The sequence below is a fragment of the Pseudomonas sp. Z8(2022) genome (assembly GCF_025837155.1).
Classification (GTDB): domain Bacteria; phylum Pseudomonadota; class Gammaproteobacteria; order Pseudomonadales; family Pseudomonadaceae; genus Aquipseudomonas.
The window spans coordinates 3153819-3178138 of the sequence record NZ_CP107549.1 but is presented as its reverse complement, the minus strand read 5'-3'; the positions used below and the strand labels follow the sequence as shown (position 1 = coordinate 3178138).

Here is a 24320-nt window from a genome sequence, read left to right as displayed (position 1 = left end):
GCCCGGCCTGTATTCCTGTCTATCAACGCAACGGAGGCGGATGACCTGTTTCGTCATCACGCCCGTGGCTACCATGCTAGAAACCCTGCGCATCACCGAGCTCTTCTTCTCGTTGCAGGGGGAAACGCGTACCGCCGGCCTGCCGACGGTATTCGTGCGCCTGACCGGCTGCCCCCTGCGCTGTCAGTACTGTGACACCGCCTACGCCTTCAGTGGCGGCGACATCGTCACCCTGGACACCATCCTTCAACAGGTGGCGGCCTACCGGCCAGGATACGTCTGTGTGACCGGCGGAGAGCCGCTGGCTCAACCCAACTGCATCGCTCTGCTGACGCGTCTGTGCGACGCCGGCTACGAAGTGTCGCTGGAAACCAGTGGGGCACTCGACGTCTCGATGGTCGATCCCAGAGTCAGCAAGGTGCTCGATCTGAAGACACCAGGTTCGGACGAAGTGCAGCGCAACCGCTACGAGAACCTCCGCTGGCTGACGCGCAACGATCAGGTCAAGTTCGTCATCTGCTCACGCGAGGACTACGACTGGGCGGTCTCCAAGCTGATAGAGCATGACCTGGCGTCCCGGGTCGGCGAGGTGCTGTTCTCGCCCAGCCACCAGCAGCTGGATGCACGCGCGCTGGCCGACTGGATAGTCGCGGACAACCTGCCGGTACGCCTGCAACTGCAGCTTCACAAGATTCTCTGGAACGACGAACCGGGACACTGATCATGAACGACAAGAAAGCGGTAATCCTTCTTTCCGGCGGGCTGGATTCGGCCACCGTGGTGGCCATGGCCAGGGCCGAGGGCTACGCCTGCTACAGTATGAGTTTCGACTACGGGCAGCGGCATCGCGCCGAGTTGCAGGCAGCAGAGCGCATCGCACGACAATTGGGCGTGGTCGAGCACAAGGTGATCGGGCTGAACCTCAACGGCATCGGTGGTTCGGCGCTGACCGATAGCAGTATCGCCGTGCCCGAGGCGCCTTCCGAAGGGATTCCCTCCACCTACGTGCCGGCGCGCAATACGGTGTTCCTGTCGCTTGCACTGGGCTGGGCTGAGGTGCTCGAGGCGCGTGATATTTTCATCGGCGTCAACGCGGTGGATTACTCGGGTTATCCCGACTGCCGCCCCGAGTTCGTCGAGGCTTTCGAGCGCATGGCCAACCTGGCGACCCGGGCGGGTGTGCAAGGGCAGGGCTTTAGCATCCGGGCGCCGCTGCAGTGGATGAGCAAGGGCGAAATCATCCAGGCCGGGGTGCGCCTGGGTGTTGATTACGCGCTGACCGTTTCCTGTTACCAGGCCGACGATGACGGTCGCGCCTGTGGCAGGTGCGACAGTTGCCGTCTGCGCGCTGCCGGTTTCGTCGCTGCGGGTGTGCCCGATGCAACTCGCTACTTTTGAAAAAGTTTTCGCGAAGTGTTGATTTCCTGAATTAAATCAGTATCATGCGCCTCGCGTTGGGTCGTTAGCTCAGTTGGTAGAGCAGTTGGCTTTTAACCAATTGGTCGTAGGTTCGAATCCTACACGACCCACCAGATCGCAAAAGCCAGTCGTGAGACTGGCTTTTTTTTGCTCTCGGAAAAGTCCTCTGGCTGCTGTTGCCCGCCTGTGGCGATGGGTAAACCAGGGGGTATACTCCCAGCTCGCTCAAGAGCGCCGCAGGTTGGATGATATGACGCAGATTTCCGAACGCCTTCTTGTCCAGGCTCATCTCGATGCCAAGCAGCCCAAGCCGCTGACTGCCGAGGAAGAGGCTTTCTATCGCCGCGAGATCGCAGCCGAGTTGAAGAAGCAGAATGCAGTGCTGGTGGCGCACTATTACTGCGATCCGGTCATCCAGGCGCTGGCCGAGGAAACCGGAGGTTGCGTTTCCGACTCCCTGGAAATGGCCCGCTTCGGCAATCAGCACCCGGCGCAGACCGTAGTGGTGGCAGGGGTCCGCTTCATGGGCGAGACAGCGAAGATCCTCAACCCGGAAAAACGCGTGCTGATGCCGACGCTGGAGGCCACCTGCTCGCTGGATCTTGGCTGCCCGGTGGATGAATTCTCGGCCTTCTGCGATCAGCACCCTGAGCGTACCGTGGTGGTTTACGCCAATACCTCGGCTGCGGTGAAGGCGCGAGCCGACTGGGTGGTGACCTCCAGTTGCGCGCTGGAAATCGTCGAGAGCCTGATGGACAACGGCGAGACCATCATCTGGGCGCCGGACAAGCATCTGGGCAACTACATCCAGCGCGAAACCGGCGCCGACATGCTGCTCTGGGATGGCGCCTGCATCGTCCACGAGGAGTTCAAGTCCAAGCAGTTGCTGGACATGAAGGCGCTGTATCCGGATGCCGCCATCCTGGTACACCCGGAATCGCCACAAAGCGTGGTGGAACTGGCCGATGCGGTGGGCTCCACCAGCCAGCTGATCAAGGCCGCGCAGACTCTGCCGAACTCCACCTTCATCGTCGCTACCGACCGCGGCATCTTCTACAAGATGCAGCAGCTGTGCCCGGACAAGACCTTCATCGAGGCACCGACTGCCGGCAATGGGGCTGCCTGCCGCAGCTGCGCACACTGCCCGTGGATGGCGATGAATACCCTCGAGCGCGTGCTGACCGGGCTGCGCGAGGGTTCCGGTGAGATTCATGTCGACCCGGCGCTGATTCCCAAGGCGATCAAGCCGCTCAAGCGCATGCTCGACTTCACCCAGGCGGCGCGGATGAAAGTCGCAGGTAACGCCTGATCAGCCAGTAGCAAAAAGCCCGGCACATGCCGGGCTTCTTGCTTTTCATGGTCCGGCTCAGGCCGCCCAGTTATCCGGGTCATTGACCACATTGAGCAATGCGCGCAGGCGACCATAGTCACGTCCGTTGAAGGTGAAGGCCAGGCGCGTGAGGTCGCAGAGCTCCGGCTCGTCATACTCCTGCTCGCAATGAGGCTGCTGGGTAAAACCGCCTTCCTTGCACAGCATGGCGAAGTCAGCGTGCAGTTTGGCCATCGCCGCCTCGTTAAGCGGATGGTTGAGACGGATCACGAAGCGATCCTTGAGCCAGCGGCTGGAGTGGAAGTTGCGATAGAAGCGGGCGATTTCGTCCACGGCCTCTTCGGCGCTGTAGACCAGATGCATCAGGTTCAGGTCGGTGGGCAGGATATAGCCGTTATCGCCGAGCTGGCGGCGGATGAACCCCAGCGCATCTTCCCAGTAGCTGCCGCCCGGTTGATCGAGCAGCACCACGGGCACCAGCGGGCTTTTGCCGGTCTGGATCAGCGTCAGCACTTCCATGGCTTCATCGAGTGTGCCGAAACCTCCGGGGCAGAGCACCAGGCCGTCGGCCTCCTTGACGAAGAACAGCTTGCGCAGGAAGAAGAAGTGAAACGACAGCAGGTGATGACTGCCACGCATCGTCGCATTGGCGGCTTGCTCGAAGGGTAGGGTGATATTGAACCCCAGGCTGTTTTCCACGCCGGCGCCTTCATGCGCGGCCGCCATGATGCCGCCACCGGCACCGGTGACCACCATCAGGTCGCGGTGCGCCAGGAGTGCACCGAGCTCGCGGGCCTGCTGGTAGAGGGGGTGATCGGCCGGTGTGCGTGCCGAGCCGAATACCGTGACCTTGCGCCGACGCTTGAGCTGCTCCAGCACGCCAAAGGCATGCTCCATCTCGCGCAGCGTCTGCATCATGATCTTGGCGTCCCAGCGGTTGCGATCCGCCTGAGCCATATGGATCACGGTGCTGAGCATTTCGCGGTACAGCGACAGGTTGGGACTGCTGCTCGGGGCGGCCAGTGCCACCAGTTCGTCCACCTTGCTGCTGAGGTCGACCTCGCTGGTCTGCACGTGGCGCGACAGGTAGTCGTCCGATTCAAAGGGCATGGAAACTCTCCTCTTCTTGGCCGGTGGCTGGCGCGAGGCGTTCCACCTGGGCCGGTTCCCTGATTATGGAGTGCCCGGCAGCTTGCCACAGACAGGCTGCCGTTTCGTTGCCACTTCGTTGTCAGTGCAGATTACAGAGCGATCTGCTCGCCGGGCTCGGGGATGTTGGCGATCCAGTTCAGGCGTTCATGCAAGACCTGTTGCAGCGCCTGCATCTTTTCCAGTTCGCCGTGGACCAGATGCAGCTCCGGGTGATGTTCGAACTGGCTGGCCCAGTCGAGCAGCTGGGTCTGCCCGGCATGCGCGGAAAAGCCGCCCAGCGTATGTATCTTGGCTTTCACGGCGATGCGCTGGTGCAGCACCTTGACCGTATCGGCGCCGTCGACGATCAGCCGGCCCAGGGTCCCCTTGGCCTGGAAGCCGGGGAACACCACATGACAGTCCTCGCGCCAGAGGTTGTGCTTGAAATGATGGACGATACGCCCGCCATTGCACATGCCGGCGCCCGCGATGATGATCGCCCCGCTCTTGATCCGGTTGATCGCCATCGAGTCTTCGGCTGTCGGCGTGCAGCGCAGGATCGGCAACCAGTCCTCGACGCGTTTCACGCCCTTTGCCGCCAGCGCGGCGCGATCTCCTGCCGCGAACTGATCATGAAAGCGGCTGTAGATGGCGTTGGCGCGGATGGCCATGGGGCTGTCGAGAAACACCGCCTGTTGCGGCAGACGGCCTTCCTGGTAGAAGCGGCCGAGGTAGTAGATCAGATCCTGTGTGCGGCCGACGGCGAAGGACGGAATCAGCACGTTGCCGCCATCACGATGGGCCTGCTGCAGGATGTCGGCCAGTTCTTCCAGAGTCTCGTCGCTGGCGCGATGGTCGCGGTCGCCATAGGTCGACTCCATCAACAACACATCGGCCTTGTTCAACTGCGTGGGTGCCTGCATCAGCGGCGAGCAGGTATTGCCCAGATCTCCGGAGAACACCAGATGGCGATGCAGGTGGTGGTCTTCCACCTGCATCTCGACGATGGCCGAGCCAAGGATATGACCGGCATTGTGGAAGGTCACCTGCACGCCCTTGGCCGCCTCGAACTGAGCACCATAGGGGTGGGCGCGGCGCTGGCTGAGTGCCTGTTCGGTATCGGCAATCGTGTACAGCGGACTGATCGCCGGTTTGCCCTGGCGCGCGCGCCAGCGGTTTTCCCACTCGGCGTCCTTCTCCTGCAGGAAGGCGGCATCCAGCAGCATCAGTTCGAGCAGTTCGCAGCTCGCCTCGGTGGCGTGGATCGGGCCGCGATAACCTTCAGCGACCAACCGGGGCAGCAGCCCGCTGTGGTCGAGGTGGGCGTGGGAAATCACCACTGCATCCAAGCTGCGTGGGTCGAAGGGGAAGGCGATGCGGTTCTGGTCCTCCTCCTGGCGACGTCCCTGGTGCATGCCGCATTCGAGCAGAACCCTGGCGCCATCGCGGCTCTCGATCAGATAGCAGGAGCCGGTGACTTGCTGGATTGCACCGATAAAAGTGAGCAGGGCCATGGTTCTATCCTTGTTTTGGTGATGGAACGAGTTTGCCGCGTTGGAGCGCCGCGTGGTTTGATGCAGGTCAGTCGATGCATGGCTCCCCGTGCCTAAACTGGGGGTGAACACAAAGGAGAAGACTCATGCCTCAGCTACTGCCCGATGCCGCGACTCTGGCTCAGCATGCCCGACAGTATCCCGATTTCGCCAGCTGGCAAGCGGGTCATGGGCCTATCCAACATAGCCCGCAGACCAGTGCTGCGGTCTATCGCCTCGCTCATCAGTTGGTACAGAGTGGTTTGCAGGCGGATCTGCCCAGTGTCTATCGGCTGTTTCGCGCGCTGGATTCGCTGACAGCGGCCGGACTCTGGCTGGTGGTGCACATGACTTATGCCCGGCGTGTACGGCTCGATGGTCAGCCATTGCAGGCCGATGACTTCAAGCTGGTGCCGGAGGGCCACACCGGTGGCGCGTTGAACATGGTGCCTGCCTACGCCGGTTACCTGGCCCTCAATGCTCTGACAGGTGAAACTCGGGGCTGGTTGATGGGGCAGGGGCACTGCGTCGCCGCGATCGAGGCTCTGAATCTGCTGACCGGCAACCAGCATCCGGAGCAGGCCGCTCGTTATGCGTGCGATGAAGCAGGCATGAGCCGCCTGGCGGCAGACTTCTACAGCTACGCCCAGGCGGCGGACGGCAGCCCTGGTGTGCCACTGGGCAGCCACGTCAACCCGCACACCGCCGGCGGTATTGCCGAGGGGGGGTATCTGGGCTTCGCCGAACTGCAGTATGCGCATCTGCCGTTGCCGGGCGAGAAGCTGGTGGCCTTCCTGTCCGACGGCGCCGCCGAGGAGCAGCGTGGCAGTGACTGGATGCCACGCTGGTGGCGTGCCGAGGATTGTGGCGTGGCGCTGCCGGTGATGATCGCCAACGGGCGGCGTATCGAGCAGCGAACCGAACTGGGCACTCTGGAGGGACTGGAAGGCTTTTGCCGGCACTTGCGTGGTTGCGGCTTCGATCCTGTGCGTTTCGACGGGCGCGACCCTGCCGCTTTCGTCTGTGCTCTGTGGGAGATGGAGCAGCGCCTGTCGCATCGGGTGAGTGAGCTGCACGATGAGTTGATCAGCTATCCCTTGCCCATGCCCTACGGCATTGCCGAAACCATCAAGGGCTATGGTTTCTACGGCGCCGGCAGCAATGCCGCGCACAATTTGCCGCTACCAGCCAGCCCGGCGCACGACACCCATGCACGCAAGCTGTTCAACCAGCATGCAGCCGCCCTGTGGGTCGAGCCACAGGCCCTGACCGAAGCCTGCCGGTTGTTTGCCGCACGAACCGGACGTGCCCCCGAGCGTGACAATGTCCTGGCCCGACGCGAGCCTGCGCTGCCGGTGCAGCCGGCGCTGCACTTTCATGACCAGGCCTGCTCGCCGATGAGTGCGCTGGACCGTTACTTCGTCGACCTGGTGCAGGCCAATCCGCAGTTGCGTCCCCGTGTGGGCAACCCGGATGAACTGGCCAGCAACCGTCTGAGTGGTGTGCTGAAGGCGCTCAAGCATCGAGTCAGCGAGCCGGAGAGCGAGCTGGAGGCGGTGCACGGGGCGGTGATCACCGCGCTCAACGAGGAGGCGGTGGTATCGGCCTGTCTGGCCAATCAGGGTGGCCTGAATCTGGTGGCCAGCTATGAGGCTTTCTGCGTGAAGATGCTCGGCGCCGTGCGCCAGACCCTGATCTTCGCCCGCCAGCAGAAAGAAGCAGGGCGCCCGGCAGGCTGGCTGGGTTGGCCACTGGTGGCGACTTCGCACACCTGGGAGAACGGCAAGAACCAGCAATCGCACCAGGACACTACCTTCTGCGAGGCCCTGCTGGGAGAGATGCATGACGTCATGCGCGTGCTGTTGCCGGCCGATCACAATTCACTACTGGCCCTGTTGCCTGGCATCTACCAGGAGCGCGGCCGACTGGCCTGTCTGGTGGTCGCCAAGCGTGAGCAGCCCTGCAGCTTCACCGCCGAACAGGCGCAGCAGCTGGCTCGTGAGGGCGCCTTGCTGGTGGCTGCCGAGGGCGAGGGTGAGCCGGTGCTGCTGATCGCCAGCGGCAGTTATCAACTGCACGAGATGCGCCGTGCCGCTGCCCGTCTGAGTCAGCATGCGGTGGCCTGGCGCCTGATTTATCTGCAGGAACCAGGACGTTTTCGTGCGCCGCGTGATCCCTGGGAGGCGCCGTCTCTGGCTACGGCTGCCGAGCATGAGGCGCTGTTCCCCGCTGCGTACCGGAGGCGCGTACTGCTCAGTCACATGCGTCCTGAGGTAGCCCGGGGGCATCTGTCCACGGTACTGGGCGAGGGGGTGACCTGTCGTGCGCTGGGTTACCGCAATCGTGGCGGCACGTTCGACGAGGCCGGAATGCTATTCACCAACGGCAGCACATGGGCACATGTGCTGCAGAGTGTCGCCGAGGTGCTTGGCGTATCGGCCGATGCCTGGCTGACGGCCGAGGAACGGGCGGCGCTGGCCGGCACGGGGGATCCGCGCATTCTGCGCTGAAGCGCAAGTTGATTGCGGAGGCTCGAAACGGGCCTGTCTCGCATGCTGTGGAAGGCAGGCGAATCAGGGGGAGAGCCGTGCGGCGCCCCACGGGGCGACGTTCCGACTGCATGCAGGCTTGCGCGTTCAGTAGCGCCGATGGCGCGTAGCGGGTCTGACGTCGGCTTCTGATCAGAGGCCGCAGTCGCTCTTGTCAAAGACCTCGACGGTCACTGGGCGATTGCTGCGGTATTCGCTGAACTGGTAACGCAGTTGCGCGCCTTTAGCCAGCAGGCTGCGATAGCCCGGGTTGCGGCAGACGCTGGCAGCCAGTTGGGTGCGCACGGTGTCGGGGTTGCCGCGCATTTTTGCGGCGTGCGCCTCCCGTACGCTGAGGTGGTTGATCAGCGTGTGACCTTCCACCGTGTAGCCCTGATCGAGGATGTCCTCGTTGATCGCTCGCGGCGTGCCTTCGCTGCTCTGTCGGGCGACCTGCTCCAGGGTGCGGGTCAGCTCCATCTCCTTCAGCGACGCTGCCTGGGCAGTGGGAAGCAACAGGCCGAGCGCGAGAGCGGGGAGGATGTAACGCAGCATGTGGGGGACTCCTGAAAGCGTGAACGAGGGTTGGACAGAAGCTGGCAGAGAATGTTCGTGGCGATGGCCTTTTGCTCGCGTGAAACAAAGTGTTACCGATGGGGACATGGCGGCCTTTTGCCTTCATTCGTCACCACGACCAAAGGCCGGGGATCGTCGAGCAAACCTGCACGTCATACGTATTGAGCCGCCGTCGCAGCCCATATTGCCAGCGAAGTGAAGACCTGACGGAAGTCTGCAGGTGATCGCCGGGTTGCGCGGTGTCCAAGCAGCGTGCAGGAGAATAACAATGACAATGCTCTTTCGGCGCTGGCCATCACGCGTGATGGTCGGCAGTCTACTGGTTTTGCCCGTCGCGCAGGTGCAGGCATCCGGTTATCACTTTGGTTCGCAATCGGTGGCGGCGCAGGGATCGGCCCATGCCAACGGTGCCGAGGCGGCCGATCCTTCGACCATTTTCTACAACCCGGCTGGCCTGACTCGGCTCAAGGGTACACAGGTAACGTCCGGACTGAGCATTCTGCTGCCGGATGGCGATTACGAGGACAAGGGGAGTCGTGACGCATTCGGCAACCCTGTCTCGGGGGATGCGGGCGAGTTTCTGCCCGATGTTGCTGCCGCCCCCAACTTCTACTTCTCCCACGAGATCAATGACCGGGTGACGATTGGCCTGGGCATCTTCACCCCGTTCGGCGCCAAGCTCGACTACAAGGAGGACTGGGCCGGGCGCTACGGCATCCAGTCGGCGAGCCTGGAGACCGTGACCTTCAATCCGAGCATTGCCTTTCGCTTCAACGAACATCACAGCATCGGCTTCGGTGTGTCGGCGCAGTACATCAAGTCGGTGCAGCGTGGTGCGGCCGATGTCAAAGGTGCGTCGCGGCAGCTGGCCGGGCAGTTCGTCGATGCCAACTACGACAGTACCCGCAATGCCGCGGACCCCATTCTCGGGCCTATCGTGGGGGGCATCGCCGGTGTGCCGGTACCGGAAGAAATCACCTCCTGCGGCGGCATCGCGGACAGGGACGGCTTTGTCGACTGCGTCGCCGGCAACTTCGCCGACAACGTTCAGGGCGACGGCTATTTCCGGGTCAAGGGCGACGATTGGGGGTTCGGCTGGAACATTGGCTACATGTGGGAGCCGACCGAATCGACGCGCTTTGGCGTGTCCTATCGCTCCAATATTCGCCATACCATGGAGGGCGAGACGAAATGGAGTTTCGCCGGTGTGCAGGGCGGCGTTCCTTCACCGGACACTTCGCTCGAGGGCGGTATCACCATCCCCATCGTGGACATCTACGTTCCGCCGACCGATGCCCTGCAGGAGCTGTTCGACGAGAGCAACTGGGTCAACCCGGGTGAGTTCGCGGCCACACGTCTGCACCCCAAATCCAAGGGCAAGACCGCCATCGATACCCCGGAAATGCTCTCCTTCAATGCCTTCCACCAGCTCAACGACAAGGTGGCATTGATGGCGGATCTGACCTTCACTCGTCATTCACGGCTCGACGAGGTGCGCATCGGTATCGACCAGGTCGCCGGCTATCCCTATTTCAATGGGGTGACCGAGGGCGACCTGACCGTCAAACAGGACTGGAAGGACAGCTACAAAATCTCTCTGGGCATGAACTACCAGTACAGCGATGATCTGCTGCTGCGTACCGGCGTGGCCTACGACCGCTCGCCGGTCAACTCGGCGCAGTTGCGCCATCCGGCCTTCCCTGATGCGGATCGCTACTGGCTGTCCTTCGGCGCCAACTACAAGGTGACGCGCGACACCTCGCTGGACTTCGCCTACAGCTTCGTGCAGTTCTCCAGCGGCAAAATGGACTACCGCGATGGCTGCTCCCCGGCCGGCTGGGTGCCCGGATCTGGCGGCATGTACCAGGACAGTGGCGAGCGTTGCACCGGTAACGGTGGCAATTACACCGGGGAGTACAACACCCGCATCCACTTCATCGGTCTGGCATTGAACCACACGTTCTGACCCGTCCGGGCTGCGAACGGGTGGTAGAATCCCGCCCCCGTTCGCAGTTGCCCCCGCCATGACCCATCCAGCTCCACATGCCGTCGCCCGTTTGCGCGCAGAACGCCTGGCGCGCAGCGTCAAACCCTTCATCGCCCGCGGTTCGCGTGCCGAGCGCTGCCCGCATTGCCGGGTACAGCCGACCCATTGCCTGTGTGCCTGGCGTCCGCAGGTGCAGGCCAGTGCCGGCATGTGCCTGGTGATGCACGATATCGAGGCGCTGAAACCGAGCAATACCGGTTGGCTGATCGCTGATGTGGTGCCTGAAACCCACGCCTTCGGGTGGTCGCGTACCGCCGTCGATCCGGCGCTGCTGGAACTGCTGTCCGATCCGCAGTGGCAGCCTTATCTGGTCTTTCCCGGCGAGTATGTGGCGCCGCAGCGCGTGGTGGAGGAGGTGCGGCTGGCGCCGGGCAAGCGGCCCTTGTTCGTACTGCTCGATGCCACCTGGACCGAGGCGCGCAAGATGTTTCGCAAGAGTCCCTATCTGGACGGCCTGCCGGTGCTCAGCCTGACGCCTGCGCAACTGTCACGCTATCGCCTGCGTCGTTCCACCCGCGGTGAGCACCTGTGCACCGCCGAAGTGGCTGCCATGTGTCTCGAGCTGGCCGGCGATCTGCGCGCCGGCGAAGCGCTGGATGACTATCTGGACGCTTTCAGCCAGCACTATCTGGCGGCCAAACGGCGCCTGCCTCTGGACCTCAACGACGCTCTGCACCAGCGTCTGCAGGCGTATCGCTGAGTTCGGCAGGCAAGGGCTTGGGCCACAACTGAGCCAGCAGCATGCCGCCGAACATCAGTGCGCAACCCAGATAACCGCGCAGCGCCAGCACTTCGCCCAGCAGCAGGGCGCCGGCAATGGCGGCGAACACCGCCTCCAGCGAGAGGATGATCGCCGCGTGGGAGGCAATGGCATGCCGCTGCGCCACCACCTGCAGGGTAAAACCGACCGCTACGCCGAACAGGCCGCCATAGAGAATGGCCGGGGCGGCGGCAATGACGCCGTCCAGCGTCGTGGTTTCGAAAACGGCCGCCAGCAGCAGGCTGATCACTGCGCAGGTGGCGAACTGGATGAAGGCCAGGCGCAGCGGGTCGTGGCGGCTGGCGAAGAAACCCACCAGCAACACATGAATACCCCAGACAAAGGCGCCTGCCAGTTGCAGCCAGTCGCCGGACGCCACGGTGAAGCCTTCCCCGACGCTGAGCAGGAACATGCCGACCACTGCCAGGCTGGCACCCAGCCAGATGCCTGCGCTGCTGCGCTGACCAATCAGCAGGCCGAGAATCGGCACTACAATCACATACAGCCCGGTGATGAACCCGGAGTTGGTCACCGTGGTGAACAGCAGGCCCACCTGCTGCAGGTTGATGCCCAGCGACAGCGCCAGGCCCATGACCACGCCGCCGATCAGCAGGTTGCGGTTCAGCGGTACGGCGGGGCGTTGCTGGCGACGCTGCAGCAGGGCCAGTACCGGCAGCAGGGCCAGGCAGGCGAGAGCAAAACGCAAGCCGGTATAGAGGAAGGGGCCGATGTTATCCATGCCCAGGCGCTGGGCAACGAAGGCGCTACCCCAGATCATTGCGGTAATCAGCATCAACAGGTCGGCGCGCAGGGCTTGGCTTCGCATTCGGATGTCTCGACAGGAAAGCTGCGCATCCTGCCGCAAAGCATTGAGCTTGACCACCCCGTCCCAGCTCGGCATGCTGAGCGCCGCCGTTGGGCCGAGTGGGGAGTCTGTGATATCGAATGAACAGGCTTGAGCGGGTCTTCAGGCGAAAAGCACTGCCATACTTGTCTCGGTGCTACTCATAACAAGAACAGGATCTGCCAATGGCCGCCTATGAAATCCTGATTGCCGACGATCACCCGCTGTTTCGCAGCGCGCTGCAGCAAGCATTGACCCTGGGGCTGGGCCCTGAAGTCCGTCTGGTGGAAGCTGCCAGCATTGCCGAACTCGAAGGCCATCTGGCCGCGAAGAGCGACTGGGATCTGGTCCTGCTCGATCTGAACATGCCGGGCGCCTACGGTTTTTCCGGCCTGGTGCTGCTGCGCGGTCAGTATCCGCAGATTCCGGTGGTGATGATCTCCGCTCAGGAAGAGGCTTCCGTGGTCAACCGCTCCCGTGAGTTCGGTGCCAGCGGTTTCATTCCCAAGTCCAGCCCGCTGGAAACCTTGCAGCAAGCCGTGCGTCAGGTACTCGATGGCGATACCTGGTGGCCGCCACTGGCCGAAGACAGTGCGCCGGTATCCGAAGAGGCCAAGGCCGCCGGCGCCGGTCTCGCCAGCCTGACGCCGCAACAGTTCCGCGTATTGACCATGGTCTGTGAAGGTCTGCTGAACAAGCAGATCGCATACGAGCTGAGCGTCTCGGAAGCGACGGTCAAGGCGCATGTCACGGCGATTTTCCGCAAGCTGGGTGTACGCACCCGCACGCAGGCGGCCCTGCTGTTGCAGCAGATGGAGTCGATCCCGGCGCAGTGAGAATCTGTCTGCGATCTGCTTCGTCCTGGTGCTGCTGCGTCTAAAGCAGGCTCGGCTCGCTCATATGCAGTCAGTGAACTCTGCAGCTTCACCTGTTTCGCTTGCATCCTTCCTGCTCGCGATCTCTCTCAACGACACCAGCTATTGGCTTGCTCGCTGGCCTGCGGCATTTCAGTGAGGCTCAGACGATCGGCGGCAGGACGATCTGATCGCTGCGGTCGACTCCGGCGGTCAGCGCGCGGCACTGCTCGAGAAACTCGCGCATCGCTGCCGTCTGATACTTCTGCGTGTGCCAGATGAAGTAGAACTGCCGGCGCAGGTCCAGCTCCGGGGTTTCCACCGGCATCAGGCTGCCACGGCGGAAGGCGTCGCGCAGCGCCAGGCGTGAAATGCAGCCGATACCCAGCCCGGACTCCACGGCGCGTTTGATCGCTTCGGTGTGTTCCAGCTCCAGACGGATGTTGAGATTGCGCGGATGATGGCGCATGGCCTGATCGAAGGTCAGCCGTGTGCCCGAGCCCTGTTCGCGCAGAATCCAGGCTTCGTGGGTCAGTTCCTCCAGGCTGGCACTGCCGCGCCGGGCCAGCGGATGCTGCGGTGCACAGAACACCACCAGTTCATCCTCGACCCAGGGATGCACTTCGATATCCGGGTGCTGGCAGTCACCTTCGATCAGGCCCAGATCCAGTTCGTAATGCGCGATCTGCTGCACCACATGGGCCGTGTTGTGCACCTGCAGCTTTACCCGGCATTCGGGGTGGCGCTGCATGAAGCCGCCAATCAGCAGCGTGGCCAGATAGTTACCCACGGTCAGGGTGGCCCCGACGTTCAGCGAGCCATAACCGCTCTTGCCGCCCAGCAGGCGTTCGATCTCGCGTGCCTGATCGATCAGCGCCACCGCTTCGGGCAGCAATTGCCGGCCCAGGGCGTTGAGTGCCAGGCGTTTGCCGGCGCGGTCGAACAACTGGCAGTCGGACTGTCGCTCCAGTTCGGCCAGCGAGGTACTGGTGGCCGACTGCGACAATGCGAGTGATTGCGCCGCGCGCGAGACACTCTCATGTTGAGCCACGGCCACGAACACCTGAAGTTGTCTCAGAGTGAATCGCATATCTATATAACCGATAACCTATATCTTGATAATCCGCTTAACAGATATTGTTGCCGCGAATAGAATGCCGCGCAATCGCGCCCTCGGCGCCGAAGTTTTTCGAGGAAGTCATCATGAGCAATATGAACGTCGAGCGCGTGCTCAGCGTCCACCACTGGAACGATACGCTGTTCAGCTTCAAGTGCACCCGCGACCCGGGGCTGCGCTTCGAGAATGGTCAGTTCGTGATGATCGGCCTGCAGCAGGACAACGGCCGCCCGCTGATGCGCGCCTATTCCATCGCCAGCCCGAACTGGGAAGAGCATCTGGAGTTCTTCAGCATCAAGGTGCCGGACGGTCCGCTGACTTCGCAGCTGCAGCATCTGAAGGAAGGCGACGAGATCATCATCAGCAAGAAGCCCACCGGCACCCTGGTGCTCGATGACCTCAACCCCGGCAAGCATCTGTACCTGCTGTCCACCGGTACTGGCCTGGCGCCCTTCATGAGCGTGATTCAGGATCCGGAAACCTACGAGCGCTTCGAGAAGGTGATTCTGGTGCACGGCGTGCGCTACGTGAACGAAGTCGCCTATCGCGAGTTCATCACCGAGCACCTGCCGCAGAACGAATTCTTCGGCGACGCGTTGAAGAGCAAGCTGATCTACTACCCGACGGTCACCCGCGAGCCGTTCGAGAATCAGGGCCGCCTGACCGACCTGATGCGCAGTGGCAAGCTGTTCGCCGATATCGGCCTGCCGCCGATCAATCCGCAGGATGACCGCGCCATGATCTGCGGCAGTCCGAGCATGCTCGACGAGACCAGCCAGGTGCTCGACAGCTTTGGCCTGAAGATTTCCCCGCGCATGCGTGAGCCGGGGGACTATCTGATCGAGCGTGCCTTCGTGGAAAAATAAGCCTGTGTTCAACGACAAAGCCGCCCAACGGGCGGCTTTGTCGTTTCAGGCGATTCACGCATCGTAACCGGAAGCAATCCGGGGTATCCCCGAATTTCCTCCGCGTTTTACAGGCGCTTGGCGTCGATGATCAGCACCGGCTCGCGGGGAACATTCTGGTGCATGCCACGGTTGCTGGTAGGTACCTGGGCGATCTTGTCCACCACGTCCATGCCGCGGGTCACCTTGCCGAATACGGCATAGCCGAAGTCGCGCGAGCCGTGGTCGAGGAAGGAATTGTCCTTGTGGTTGATGAAGAACTGGCTGGTGGCCGAATCGCGTACCTGGGTACGCGCCATGGCCAGGGTGCCGCGCACGTTGTGCAGGCCGTTGTCGGCTTCGTTCTTGATTGGCGCGTCGGTGTCCTTCTGGCGCATGTCGGCATCGAAACCGCCGCCCTGGATCATGAAGCCCGGAATCACCCGATGGAACTGGGTGCCGTTGTAGAAGCCGCTGTCGACGTACTTGAGAAAGTTCTGTGTGCTGATTGGCGCCTTGTCGGCAGCCAGCTCCACTTCGATTTCCCCCTGGCTGGTGGTCAGCAGCACCTTGGGATTTTCTGCGGCCAGCAGGCTGGACGAAAGCAGCAGGGCGCCGGTGGCGAGAACGAGTTGCTTGAGCATGATGGTCAGTTTTCCTTGTTGGCAGTTTCGCCGAGAAAGGCGAGCAGGGCGCTATTAAAGCGTTCGGGTTGATCCAGTGGTGTGGCGTGGCGCGAATTTTCGATTACCAGCAGGCGCGCATCCGGCATTTCTGCCACGTATTCACGTTTGCGTTCAACTGGCGTGTAGTCGCGGTCGGCACTGATCACCAGAGTAGGACAGGTGATGCGTTCGAGGCGTTCCCGCACGCCCCAGCCGATGATGGCGTCAAGGCTGGCCAGGTAGGCGCGCTTGTCGTTCTGCGGCCAACGCTCTTCGACCTTGCGGCGCAGCTCGGCCTGCTCCGGTCTCGGAAACAGCAGCTTGGCCAGCGTCTTGGCGATGGTTTCCAGGCTGAGCAGGCGCGACAGCGTCCAGCGCTTGCCGATCTCCAGCCAGTCGCGCGCGCTCCGGGCCCTGACCTCCGGACCGCTGTTGACGATGGTCAGGCTGCGTAGCAGCTCTGGGCGGTCGACGCCGAGTTGAAAGCCGATCATGCCGCCCATGGAAATGCCCACCAGGTGCACCGGTGGCAGTTGCAGGTATTCGATCAGCGCGGCCACGTCCGCGGCGAAGTCGGCGATGCGATAGGCGCCGCGCGGCTTGTCCGAGCGACCGTGACCGCGTACGTCAAGGGCTATCACCCGATAGTGCTGCGCCAGTACCGGAATCTGGTATTCCCATTCGCGCGTGCTCGAGCCCAGACCATGCACCAGCAGCAGCGGCTCGCCGTGGCCATAGTCCTCGTAGTGCAGCTGACAGCCATCATTGTCGAAATAGGCCATGGCGGGATTCTCAGTTGGCCGACTGCGGCGCGGCGAAGGGAGCGTCCAGTGGGGCCGCGTCGAAGTTCTTGATCAGCTCGATGAGAATTTGCGTCGCCGGGCCGAGGACGCGCTCCTTGTTGCTGTAGAGGAAGAACCGCGGTTTGCGCACACCGCCCTGAGCCAGGGGCAATGGTTTGAGCAGGCCTTCCTCCAGCTCCCTGGCGATCAGGTGGCGCGGTAGCCAGGCGAAGCCCAGGCCGCTGCTGACGAAGGTGCGCGCGGTGGGCAGGCTGCCAACCGTCCAGCGTTGTTCGGCGCCCAGCCAGCCGGCATCACGTGGCTGCAGGCGACCGCTGTCGCGGGTTACCACCTGCATCTGGCCTTCCAGATCCTGAAAGCTCAGCTCACGTTGCAGGCGGTGTAACGGGTGCTCCGGGTTGGCGACGGCGACGAACTCCACTTCGTTCAGTTCGATGCCCAGGTGACCGGTGATGTTCAGCGCACTGATGGCCAGATCGGCGGTACCTTCGAGCAGCACCTCCTCGACCCCGGACAGCACTTCCTCGCGCAGGCGTACGCGGCAGCCGCGGCTTTGCGGCATGAAGGCGGTCAGGGAGCGGACGAGATTGGCCGTGGGGTAGGCGGCGTCCACCACCAGGCGCACTTCGGCTTCCCAGCCCTGCTCCATGTGGTGGGCCAGGTCCTCCAACTGGCTGGCCTGCTTGACCAGTTGCCGCGAGCGGCGCAGCAGCACATCGCCGGCTTCGGTAAGCACCGCCTTGCGCCCGTCTATGCGCAGCAGCGGCACACCGAGCTGTTCCTGCATGCGCGCCACGGTATAGCTGACCGAGGACTGCGAGCGGTGCAACACTTCGGCTGCCTGGGCGAAACCGCCCTGATCCACCACGGCTTGCAGCGTGCGCCATTGATCCAGGGTTACGCGAGGAGCTTTCATCACATCATCCTGCCTGATTCGGCCTGTTACACTGGCACTCTCATGTTGGAGAGCATCTATGAAAAAAATAATCTGCCTGCTGTTCGCCTTCCTGCCGCTGGCTGCCCATGCCTATCCCATCGAAGTGGAAAAACAGCTCAATGGCGCCGAGGTTTCGGCCTCCACCCAGGAAATCGACCACAACATGGCTGCGCTGCGCCTCTACAACTATGGCCAGAGCGAGGCCGAATGCAGTGCCGTGTTTCGCAACGGCCCCGAGGCACCGCGAACCCGGCGCACCGTGCTGGCGCCGGGGGCGAGCAACAACATGACGGTCAAGTTCACCCGCAGCGTGATTCGCCTGCGCATCAGCCTGACCTGCGGCCTGAGGTAACGAAAGCCTAGACGCGGCTCCCTGATAAATCAATTTAGTCGATATATGTAAGCGGATATTTACGCTTTTTAATCGAATCTTGCATCTCTATTCTGTGCTCCATCGACTCTCAACCACCTCGATGGAGCCTCAGACATGTCCCGTGTTCTCGTTATCGAAAGCAGCGCCCGCCAGCAAGGTTCTGTTTCCCGCGAACTGACTCAGCAGTTCATCGCCAACTGGCAGGCTGCGCACTCCGGCGACCAGATTCAGGTCCGCGACCTGGCGGCAGAACCTGTGCCGCACCTCGATGCCACGCTGCTGGGTGGCTGGATGACCCCGAGCGAGCAGCAGAGCGAGGCGGAGAAAGCCGCGCTGGCGCGTTCCAATCAACTGACCGACGAGCTGTTGGCTGCCGATGTGCTGGTGCTGGCCGCGCCGATGTACAACTTCGCCATCCCCAGCACCCTGAAAGCCTGGCTGGACCACGTGCTGCGTGCCGGGGTGACGTTCAAGTACACCGAAACCGGCCCGCAGGGCCTGCTGACTGGCAAGCGCGCGTTCGTACTGACTGCTCGTGGCGGTATCTATGCCGGTAGCGGCCTGGACCATCAGGAACCCTACCTGCGCCAGGCGCTGGCCTTCATCGGTATCCATGACGTCCAGTTCATCCACGCCGAAGGCCTGAACATGGGCGCCGAATTCAGCGAAAAAGGTCTGGCCCAGGCCAAGGCCAGGCTCGCTGAAGTGGCCTGATCCGACTCTCCTGGGTGCCCGCTAGCGGGCGCACTATGCCGGTCGCTTCGCTTGAGGTGGTCGGCTTTTTTATTGGCTCGAACGGCTGTCTCTGCAGCACGGATTGTCCGCCGCGGGGGAACGCGCTAAGGTCGCCGCCTTCCTTCGGAGGTGGCTGTGCGATATCTGCTGATAGTGACGCTGCTGTGGGCCTTTTCCTTCAGCCTGATCGGTGAATACCTGGCTGGTCGGGTCGACAGCTATTTTGCGGTGCTGACGCGTATCGTCATCGCCGGTCTGCTGTTCGTGCCGCTGACCCGCTGGCGTGGTCACGCTCCGGCTTTCGTGCGCGGCATGCTGCTGATCGGCGCGCTGCAGTTCGGCGTCACCTACGTCTGTCTGTACCTGAGCTTCTCGGTGCTGACGGTGCCGGAGGTATTGCTGTTCACCATCCTCACGCCGCTGCATGTGACGCTGATCGAGGACGCGCTGAACCGCAGATTCAACCCCTGGGCCCTGGCGGCTGCGCTGGTGGCGGTGCTGGGCGCCGGAATCATCCGTTATGACGGCATCAGCAGTGGCTTCATGCTGGGCTTCTTGCTGTTGCAGGTGGCCAACTTCACTTTCGCTGCCGGCCAGGTGCTTTACAAGCACCTGCTGCTCAAGCATCCCTCGAGTGAGCCGCAGTACAGGCGTTTCGGTTTCTTCTACGTGGGCGCGCTGCTGATCGCGCTGCCGGCCTTTCTGCTGTTGGGCAATGGTGAGCGCCTGCCGAGCTCCGCGCTGCAATGGGGCGTGCTGGTCTGGCTCGGCGTGGTGGCGTCTGGTCTGGGGCTGTACTGGTGGAACAAGGGCGCCAGCATGGTCGAGGGCGGTACGCTGGCGGTGATGAACAACGCGCTGGTGCCTGCCGGTTTGCTGGTCAATCTGCTGATCTGGAATCACGATGCCGATCTGCTGCGGCTGGCTCTGGGCGGGGCGGTGATAGCCGCTTCGCTGCCATTGCTCAGACTGGTGCGCCACACGCCTGTCGAGGTGCGCTGATGCATCTGTCCGGACGTGGTGTGGCGCTATCTGTTGGCGCCTCGATGCTGTTTGCCGTGTTGCCCGGCTATGTGCAGTGGCTGACCCCGCTCGACGGCGTGCAGGTGTTCGCGCAGCGCGTGCTCTGGTCGATTCCGCTGGTCCTGCTGCTGGTCGTCTTGGCGCGGCAGACCGCCTCGCTGCGCGAAACCTTCGCGCGCCTGCGTCGCGAGCCGCTTTTGCTGGCCGCCTGTCCCTTGGCAGCGGCGCTGATCGGCGTGCAGTGGGGGCTGTTTCTCTGGGCACCGCTGGCCGGGCACATGCTGGAAGTGTCGATGGGGTACTTTCTGCTGCCACTGGCCATGGTGCTGACCGGACGCCTGTTCTATGGCGAGCGCCTGCGCCCTTTGCAGCAACTGGCGGTGGCGTGCGCCATGCTTGGCGTGCTGCATGAACTCTGGCGCACACAGGCGTTTTCCTGGCTGACGGTGGTCACCGCGCTGGGCTATCCGCCCTATTTCATGCTGCGTCGCTGGATGCGCCTGGATGCATTGTCCGGCTTCGTTGTGGAAATGCTGATGCTGGCGCCCTTGGCGATCTGGCTGATAGTCACGTTTGGCCCCGATGGTGCATTTGCCGATCGCCCGCAACTGTGGCTGCTGGTGCCGGTAATGGCCCTGATAGGTACCCTGGCGTTTGCCGCTTACATGGCGTCGAGCCGGCTGCTGCCGCTGGGGCTGTTCGGCATACTCAGCTATGTCGAGCCGGTGCTGCTGTTCGGCGTGGCATTGCTGGTGCTGGGCGAACGTTTCGATGCCGGGCAATGGCTAACCTACCTGCCGATCTGGGCGGCAGTGTTGCTGGTCGGTTGGGATAGCGCACGGCTGCTGCGCAAGCAGCGTGAGAACCTCAGGCCGCGCTGATGCGCGGGCTGGGGATCTGCATTACAGCATTGCTCTGCTTCTGAACCTGGTAATGCAACTGCATCGTGCCGCTGTCGAAACGGCGCTGCTGGCTCAGCGTCAGGCTGCGCTCCATGCCGGTGGCCAATAGTGGAATTCCGGCGCCGAGCAGGTGTGGCACCAGATTAATCACCACTTCGTCGATCAGTCCGGCGGTGTAGCAGTTGCCGGCGAGCAGGCTGCCGCCGACCAGCCAGATACGCTGGAAACCGGCTTCGTTCAAGGCCGCGACGGCCTGGGCAGGCGTGCAGTGAGTGAGCTGAACCTCATCGCTGGCGCGAGGCAGAGCCAGGCGAGTCAGCACTACGCAGGGCTTGCCGGGATAGGGCCAGGGACCACCACGCTGGAGCAACGCTTCGTAGGTGACACGGCCCATCAGCAGTGCGTCGATGCCGGAGTAGAAGTACTGGAAGTTGTACTCCTCGTCGGCCTGGCGCAGCGAATCGAACCAGTCGAGACGACCATCGGGGCGAGCGATGTAGCCATCGAGACTGGAGGTGACGTGGTAGATCAGGGACGGATTCATCATGCACCTCGGACGGTCCACCTGAGATATGGAGTGGTTCGGGCGAAACAAGTTCGTTGTGCCTCGTACCACTCGTCGGCGCTCAGTCCAGAACGTTGCGCAGAATTTCATGGACGATTCCGGTCGCGATGGCGACCAGAACGACGTCACGGCCGATCTGCTTCCATTCGTATCCCTCGTAATAGGGCAGGCGAGATATCAGGCGGCTGTCGAAGTTCTTGGCGATGCCGGGAGGCAGCGGTTTGCCGCGAGCCAGGTTCTTGGCGATGCCCGGCGGCAGGGCGGAGGCGGGACCGATCAGTTGCCGATTCTCGCCGAGGATGACGCGTACCTTGCCGATATCCACGGTCGGGCCGCGCAGGTCGATCTGCACGCCGCCATCGTGGTGGCCCGGTTGGCCTTTGCCGGGCGGTGGATTGGCCAGCGCCGGTGAGGCGGCCAGCAGGACGCACAGGCCAATGCTGAGGGTAGTCTGGGATTTGCTGAGCATGGCTCGGTACTCCTCGGTCGGTAATGTCTGTTGGATATCATACGAGCCGTTCCGGTTCCTGGTCGCCTCTACCGGAAGGCGTCAACTGGCGGCCGTCTGTCGGCGCCAGGAAATAAAGAAACTCGGCCCCGACGCCGGAAACCGTTAGGCTATGCACCGTTTTGTCGATCTTTCGAGGTAGTGCCCCCGTGTTTGCCCAATTCGCCCTGCATGAACGCCTGCTCAAAGCCGTGACCGAGCTTAACTTCGTCGAGCCGACGCCCGTGCAGTTGGCAGCGATTCCGCCTGCGCTGGAGGGCAAGGACCTGCGTGTGATCGCCCAGACCGGCAGCGGCAAGACCGCCGCGTTCGTCCTGCCGTTGCTCAATCGCCTGCTTGGTGATGGCAACTCCAGGCAGCGCCTGAGCATTCGCGCGCTGATCCTGCTGCCGACCCGCGAGCTGGCGCAGCAGACGCTCAAGGAAGTCGAGCGTTTCGCCCAGTTCACTTTCCTCAAGGCGGGGTTGGTAACCGGTGGCGAAGACTTCAAGGTGCAGGCGGCACTGATGCGCAAGATCGACATCCTCATCGGTACGCCTGGGCGCCTGATCGAACATGCCAATGCCGGCAACCTGCCTCTGGATGAGGTCGAGGTGCTGGTGTTCGACGAGGCCGACCGCATGCTCGACATGGGGTTTGCCGAAGACGCCCAGCGTTTGGCCGAAGCCTGCGGGCCGCACCAGACCCTGCTGTTCTCCGCCACCACCGGCGGCAACGGTCTGCGCGAGATGGTCGCCAAGGTGCTCAGGGATCCGCAGCACCTGATGCTCAACAGCGTCAGCCAGCTGAATGAAGGTACCCGTCAGCAGATCATCACCGCCGACCACAATCACCACAAGGAGCAGCTGGTCGACTGGCTGCTGGCCAACGAGACCTATGACAAGGCCATCGTCTTCACCAATACCCGTGTGCAGGCCGACCGCCTCTACGGCAAGCAGGTCGCCGCCGGGGTGAAGGCGTTCGTGTTGCATGGCGAGAAGGACCAGAAGGATCGCAAGCTGGCCATCGAGCGCCTGCGCCAAGGTGCGGTTCGTGTACTGGTCGCCACCGATGTGGCCGCGCGTGGCCTGGATGTCGAGGGTCTGGATCTGGTGATCAACTTTGACATGCCGCGCTCCGGCGACGAATACGTGCATCGCATCGGGCGTACCGGTCGCGCCGGTGCTGAAGGTCTGGCGGTGTCGCTGATCTGCCATACCGACTGGAACCTTATGTCGAGTATCGAACGCTACCTCAAGCAGCGTTTCGAGCGTCGCACCGTCAAGGAACTCAAGGGCGCCTACCAGGGCCCGAAAAACCTCAAGGCCTCCGGCAAGGCTGCTGGCAGCAAGAAGAAAAAGGTCGAGAAGAAGGACCCGAAGAAAGCTGCAGCAAAGCGCAAGAGTGGCCCGCGTCCGGCTGGAAAGCCCTCTGCGCTGGTCAGTGCCGACGGCAGTGCGCCGCTCAAGCGCAAGAAGCCTGCAGCGGAATAACAGACAACCGTAGTACTGCAGGAGGCGCTTTGGCGGCGATTCGCGGCTGAAGCCCTCCTGCAGGTTCACTCCACTCCGGCAACGACCCCGGTCTTTTGCCGCCACAGGCCTGCATACGGGCTGCAGCAATCTTTCATTGCGAGCGGGACTCCGTCAGAAGCGGTTTCTGCAACTCGCTGGCCCAGGCCAGCAACGGAACCTCCAGCCCGGGCTGCCCGATACGCTTGAACAGTAGCGCCAGGTGCTCGACTTCACCGCGCTCGAAAGGCAGACGATCGATGCGCTGGTGCACCTGCCATTGGCCGTTCTGCAACTGGGCGAAGTCGAAGCGGAAGGGATGAAAACCGGTCATGCCCAGACGCAGGTCGGTGACGATCAGGCGATCATCGACCTGGTCGTAGCGCAGCACGCCGTCAGTGAACCACTCGAGGCGCTGGTGCATGGGCGAGTCCGCCAGCAATCCGCGCAGATGCGTACCGCGTGACAGGCGCTGCAGTTGCGGCGGTTCGTCGTCCAGCCAGCCGGTCAGGGCTTCGTGATAGTCCTCGCCGTCCAGCACTATGACCCGCCACAGCAGCGTATTGAAGGGCGTCGGGGTGACGAACAGTTGCTCGGCCTGGATGCCCTGGCGCGCCAGCTCGCGCTCCACGCGCTGCTCGGCCATGAACTTGCCGGCCAGGCTGAAGCCGATATACAGCGTCGATACCGTCAGTGCCACGGCCGGTATGCGCCAGCTCTGCTCGCGCAGCCCGTTGAACAGGCTGATCACAACGGCGGCGATCAGTGGCACGGTGTATAGCGGGTCGATGATGAACAGGCTGGACCAGGCGGCGGGTGTCGGCATCAGCGGCCAGAACAGCTGGGTGCCGTAGCTGGTGAAGGCGTCCAGCAGGGGATGGGTGATCAGCACCAGCCATAACGTCAGCAGCAGACGGTTGGCCGAGTAGCCGGGGTGAGGGCGAAAGCGCCTGGCCAGCCAGGTCAGCAGCAGGGCCAGGCCGCTGAGGACGAACAGTGAATGGCTGAAGCCGCGATGGTAGGTCATGTTGGCCACGGCGTCGCCGTAGTCCATGACCACGTCCAGATCGGGCACGGTGGCAAGCATGGCGCCGTAGAGCAGAGCCTTGCGTCCCTGCCAGCGGCCGAGCAAGGCGCCTTGGATGCTGGCGCCGAGTACCGCCTGGGTTATCGAGTCCATCGCATGCTTCCGGATAAAAACAGGTCGCTACGTTAGCCGAGGCGTCCGGCGAATGCGGCGGGGAAATTTCAAGCAAAGATTACAACTGTGACGGGTATCCTGATGTTCAACACTGCC

General features: G+C 62.7%; 24 protein-coding genes and 1 tRNA gene. 14 read left to right on the top strand and 11 right to left on the bottom strand.

Annotation, left to right across the window (positions count from 1 at the left end; translation table 11 throughout):
• Positions 1-73 precede the first annotated feature (73 nt).
• The 4 genes from queE to nadA all read left to right on the top strand — a co-directional run bounded on the left by queE (position 74) and on the right by nadA (position 2728).
• On the top strand, positions 74-721 hold the full coding sequence (gene queE, locus OEG79_RS15180) for a 7-carboxy-7-deazaguanine synthase QueE (protein ID WP_264148731.1): 648 nt from the start codon (positions 74-76) through the stop codon (positions 719-721).
• A 2-nt stretch (positions 722-723) separates the two neighbouring features.
• The gene (gene queC, locus OEG79_RS15175; RefSeq protein ID WP_264145807.1) at positions 724-1398 is read left to right on the top strand and encodes a 7-cyano-7-deazaguanine synthase QueC; all 675 of its coding nucleotides are present in this window, start codon (positions 724-726) and stop codon (positions 1396-1398) included.
• 58 nt (positions 1399-1456) lie between these two features.
• A tRNA-Lys gene (locus OEG79_RS15170) sits at positions 1457-1532 on the top strand.
• Positions 1533-1669: 137 nt separating this feature from the next.
• Positions 1670-2728, top strand: coding sequence for a quinolinate synthase NadA (gene nadA / locus OEG79_RS15165; RefSeq protein WP_264145806.1), 1059 nt, complete (start codon positions 1670-1672; stop codon positions 2726-2728).
• Positions 2729-2785: 57 nt separating this feature from the next.
• On the opposite strand, the gene OEG79_RS15160 is transcribed toward nadA, so the two are convergent.
• Positions 2786-3859, bottom strand: coding sequence for a TIGR00730 family Rossman fold protein (locus tag OEG79_RS15160; RefSeq protein WP_264145805.1), 1074 nt, complete (start codon positions 3857-3859; stop codon positions 2786-2788).
• A gap of 131 nt (positions 3860-3990) precedes the next feature.
• On the bottom strand, positions 3991-5394 hold the full coding sequence (locus tag OEG79_RS15155) for an MBL fold metallo-hydrolase RNA specificity domain-containing protein (protein ID WP_264145804.1): 1404 nt from the start codon (positions 5392-5394) through the stop codon (positions 3991-3993).
• Between the two features lie 125 nt (positions 5395-5519).
• On the opposite strand from OEG79_RS15155, the gene OEG79_RS15150 reads away from it, so the two are divergent.
• Complete coding sequence (locus OEG79_RS15150) at positions 5520-7922, top strand: xylulose 5-phosphate 3-epimerase (RefSeq protein WP_264145803.1); 2403 nt, start codon at positions 5520-5522, stop codon at positions 7920-7922.
• A 171-nt stretch (positions 7923-8093) separates the two neighbouring features.
• Here the strand turns inward: OEG79_RS15150 and OEG79_RS15145 are convergent, their stop codons facing one another.
• Entirely contained in the window at positions 8094-8495 is a 402-nt protein-coding gene (locus OEG79_RS15145; protein ID WP_264145802.1) for a quorum-sensing-regulated virulence factor family protein, read from the bottom strand.
• Positions 8496-8784: 289 nt separating this feature from the next.
• Here OEG79_RS15145 and OEG79_RS15140 point away from each other — a divergent pair, with 289 nt between their 5' ends.
• Together OEG79_RS15140 and OEG79_RS15135 are read left to right on the top strand one after the other, a co-directional pair.
• Positions 8785-10482, top strand: a complete 1698-nt coding sequence (locus OEG79_RS15140; RefSeq protein WP_264145801.1) for an OmpP1/FadL family transporter — start codon at positions 8785-8787, stop codon at positions 10480-10482.
• Between the two features lie 58 nt (positions 10483-10540).
• Complete coding sequence (locus OEG79_RS15135; RefSeq protein ID WP_264145800.1) at positions 10541-11263, top strand: tRNA-uridine aminocarboxypropyltransferase; 723 nt, start codon at positions 10541-10543, stop codon at positions 11261-11263.
• Here the strand turns inward: OEG79_RS15135 and OEG79_RS15130 are convergent.
• Entirely contained in the window at positions 11223-12149 is a 927-nt protein-coding gene (locus tag OEG79_RS15130; protein WP_264145799.1) for a DMT family transporter, read from the bottom strand. The genes OEG79_RS15135 and OEG79_RS15130 overlap by 41 nt on opposite strands.
• A 203-nt stretch (positions 12150-12352) precedes the next feature.
• Here OEG79_RS15130 and erdR point away from each other — a divergent pair, with 203 nt between their 5' ends.
• Complete coding sequence (gene erdR, locus OEG79_RS15125) at positions 12353-13003, top strand: response regulator transcription factor ErdR (protein WP_264145798.1); 651 nt, start codon at positions 12353-12355, stop codon at positions 13001-13003.
• A gap of 181 nt (positions 13004-13184) precedes the next feature.
• On the opposite strand, the gene OEG79_RS15120 is transcribed toward erdR, so the two are convergent.
• Positions 13185-14111, bottom strand: a complete 927-nt coding sequence (locus OEG79_RS15120; protein WP_264145797.1) for a LysR family transcriptional regulator — start codon at positions 14109-14111, stop codon at positions 13185-13187.
• A 113-nt stretch (positions 14112-14224) separates the two neighbouring features.
• Between OEG79_RS15120 and fpr the strand changes: the two genes are divergently transcribed.
• Positions 14225-15004: a ferredoxin-NADP reductase gene (fpr, locus tag OEG79_RS15115; protein ID WP_264145796.1), complete on the top strand. Its 780-nt coding sequence runs from the start codon at positions 14225-14227 to the stop codon at positions 15002-15004.
• Between the two features lie 107 nt (positions 15005-15111).
• Here the strand turns inward: fpr and OEG79_RS15110 are convergent, their stop codons facing one another.
• The 3 genes from OEG79_RS15110 to OEG79_RS15100 are packed head-to-tail and all read right to left on the bottom strand — an operon-like array spanning position 15112 to position 17406.
• On the bottom strand, positions 15112-15666 hold the full coding sequence (locus OEG79_RS15110; protein WP_264145795.1) for a peptidylprolyl isomerase: 555 nt from the start codon (positions 15664-15666) through the stop codon (positions 15112-15114).
• A 5-nt stretch (positions 15667-15671) separates the two neighbouring features.
• Positions 15672-16469: an alpha/beta fold hydrolase gene (locus tag OEG79_RS15105; protein WP_264145794.1), complete on the bottom strand. Its 798-nt coding sequence runs from the start codon at positions 16467-16469 to the stop codon at positions 15672-15674.
• Positions 16470-16479: 10 nt separating this feature from the next.
• Positions 16480-17406 (bottom strand): LysR family transcriptional regulator, encoded by a 927-nt coding sequence (locus tag OEG79_RS15100; RefSeq protein WP_264145793.1) that lies wholly within the window; start codon positions 17404-17406, stop codon positions 16480-16482.
• Between the two features lie 58 nt (positions 17407-17464).
• Between OEG79_RS15100 and OEG79_RS15095 the strand changes: the two genes are divergently transcribed.
• The 4 genes from OEG79_RS15095 to rarD all read left to right on the top strand — a co-directional run bounded on the left by OEG79_RS15095 (position 17465) and on the right by rarD (position 20439).
• Positions 17465-17779 (top strand): 3-phosphoglycerate kinase, encoded by a 315-nt coding sequence (locus OEG79_RS15095; protein WP_264145792.1) that lies wholly within the window; start codon positions 17465-17467, stop codon positions 17777-17779.
• Between the two features lie 135 nt (positions 17780-17914).
• Positions 17915-18514 carry an FMN-dependent NADH-azoreductase gene (locus tag OEG79_RS15090; protein ID WP_264145791.1) on the top strand — a complete coding sequence of 200 codons (600 nt, stop codon included), beginning with the start codon at positions 17915-17917 and terminating at the stop codon, positions 18512-18514.
• Positions 18515-18670: 156 nt separating this feature from the next.
• Positions 18671-19537, top strand: a complete 867-nt coding sequence (locus tag OEG79_RS15085) for a carboxylate/amino acid/amine transporter (protein ID WP_264145790.1) — start codon at positions 18671-18673, stop codon at positions 19535-19537.
• Positions 19537-20439, top strand: coding sequence for an EamA family transporter RarD (rarD, locus tag OEG79_RS15080; protein WP_264145789.1), 903 nt, complete (start codon positions 19537-19539; stop codon positions 20437-20439). The genes OEG79_RS15085 and rarD overlap by 1 nt, the downstream gene beginning before the upstream one ends.
• Here rarD and OEG79_RS15075 read toward each other — a convergent pair.
• Both OEG79_RS15075 and OEG79_RS15070 read right to left on the bottom strand, forming a co-directional pair.
• On the bottom strand, positions 20426-21004 hold the full coding sequence (locus tag OEG79_RS15075) for a dihydrofolate reductase family protein (protein WP_264145788.1): 579 nt from the start codon (positions 21002-21004) through the stop codon (positions 20426-20428). The genes rarD and OEG79_RS15075 overlap by 14 nt on opposite strands.
• An 82-nt stretch (positions 21005-21086) precedes the next feature.
• A complete protein-coding gene (locus OEG79_RS15070) occupies positions 21087-21494 on the bottom strand; it encodes an RcnB family protein (RefSeq protein WP_264145787.1) in 408 nt (135 codons plus the stop codon).
• A 167-nt stretch (positions 21495-21661) separates the two neighbouring features.
• Between OEG79_RS15070 and OEG79_RS15065 the strand changes: the two genes are divergently transcribed.
• Positions 21662-23005, top strand: coding sequence for a DEAD/DEAH box helicase (locus tag OEG79_RS15065; RefSeq protein WP_264148730.1), 1344 nt, complete (start codon positions 21662-21664; stop codon positions 23003-23005).
• 133 nt (positions 23006-23138) lie between these two features.
• On the opposite strand, the gene OEG79_RS15060 is transcribed toward OEG79_RS15065, so the two are convergent.
• Positions 23139-24203, bottom strand: a complete 1065-nt coding sequence (locus tag OEG79_RS15060; protein WP_264145786.1) for a metal-dependent hydrolase — start codon at positions 24201-24203, stop codon at positions 23139-23141.
• Positions 24204-24320: the final 117 nt, after the last annotated feature.

What these genes read in the sequence shown, in the direction of transcription:
- queE (WP_264148731.1), top strand. Translation starts at nt 74, where the DNA reads ATGCTAGAAACCCTGCGCATCACCGAGCTCTTCTTCTCGTTGCAGGGG.
- queC (WP_264145807.1), top strand. Translation starts at nt 724, where the DNA reads ATGAACGACAAGAAAGCGGTAATCCTTCTTTCCGGCGGGCTGGATTCG.
- nadA (WP_264145806.1), top strand. Translation starts at nt 1,670, where the DNA reads ATGACGCAGATTTCCGAACGCCTTCTTGTCCAGGCTCATCTCGATGCC.
- OEG79_RS15160 (WP_264145805.1), bottom strand. Translation starts at nt 3,859, where the DNA reads ATGCCCTTTGAATCGGACGACTACCTGTCGCGCCACGTGCAGACCAGC.
- OEG79_RS15155 (WP_264145804.1), bottom strand. Translation starts at nt 5,394, where the DNA reads ATGGCCCTGCTCACTTTTATCGGTGCAATCCAGCAAGTCACCGGCTCC.
- OEG79_RS15150 (WP_264145803.1), top strand. Translation starts at nt 5,520, where the DNA reads ATGCCTCAGCTACTGCCCGATGCCGCGACTCTGGCTCAGCATGCCCGA.
- OEG79_RS15145 (WP_264145802.1), bottom strand. Translation starts at nt 8,495, where the DNA reads ATGCTGCGTTACATCCTCCCCGCTCTCGCGCTCGGCCTGTTGCTTCCC.
- OEG79_RS15140 (WP_264145801.1), top strand. Translation starts at nt 8,785, where the DNA reads ATGACAATGCTCTTTCGGCGCTGGCCATCACGCGTGATGGTCGGCAGT.
- OEG79_RS15135 (WP_264145800.1), top strand. Translation starts at nt 10,541, where the DNA reads ATGACCCATCCAGCTCCACATGCCGTCGCCCGTTTGCGCGCAGAACGC.
- OEG79_RS15130 (WP_264145799.1), bottom strand. Translation starts at nt 12,149, where the DNA reads ATGCGAAGCCAAGCCCTGCGCGCCGACCTGTTGATGCTGATTACCGCA.
- erdR (WP_264145798.1), top strand. Translation starts at nt 12,353, where the DNA reads ATGGCCGCCTATGAAATCCTGATTGCCGACGATCACCCGCTGTTTCGC.
- OEG79_RS15120 (WP_264145797.1), bottom strand. Translation starts at nt 14,111, where the DNA reads ATGCGATTCACTCTGAGACAACTTCAGGTGTTCGTGGCCGTGGCTCAA.
- fpr (WP_264145796.1), top strand. Translation starts at nt 14,225, where the DNA reads ATGAGCAATATGAACGTCGAGCGCGTGCTCAGCGTCCACCACTGGAAC.
- OEG79_RS15110 (WP_264145795.1), bottom strand. Translation starts at nt 15,666, where the DNA reads ATGCTCAAGCAACTCGTTCTCGCCACCGGCGCCCTGCTGCTTTCGTCC.
- OEG79_RS15105 (WP_264145794.1), bottom strand. Translation starts at nt 16,469, where the DNA reads ATGGCCTATTTCGACAATGATGGCTGTCAGCTGCACTACGAGGACTAT.
- OEG79_RS15100 (WP_264145793.1), bottom strand. Translation starts at nt 17,406, where the DNA reads ATGAAAGCTCCTCGCGTAACCCTGGATCAATGGCGCACGCTGCAAGCC.
- OEG79_RS15095 (WP_264145792.1), top strand. Translation starts at nt 17,465, where the DNA reads ATGAAAAAAATAATCTGCCTGCTGTTCGCCTTCCTGCCGCTGGCTGCC.
- OEG79_RS15090 (WP_264145791.1), top strand. Translation starts at nt 17,915, where the DNA reads ATGTCCCGTGTTCTCGTTATCGAAAGCAGCGCCCGCCAGCAAGGTTCT.
- rarD (WP_264145789.1), top strand. Translation starts at nt 19,537, where the DNA reads ATGCATCTGTCCGGACGTGGTGTGGCGCTATCTGTTGGCGCCTCGATG.
- OEG79_RS15075 (WP_264145788.1), bottom strand. Translation starts at nt 21,004, where the DNA reads ATGAATCCGTCCCTGATCTACCACGTCACCTCCAGTCTCGATGGCTAC.
- OEG79_RS15070 (WP_264145787.1), bottom strand. Translation starts at nt 21,494, where the DNA reads ATGCTCAGCAAATCCCAGACTACCCTCAGCATTGGCCTGTGCGTCCTG.
- OEG79_RS15060 (WP_264145786.1), bottom strand. Translation starts at nt 24,203, where the DNA reads ATGGACTCGATAACCCAGGCGGTACTCGGCGCCAGCATCCAAGGCGCC.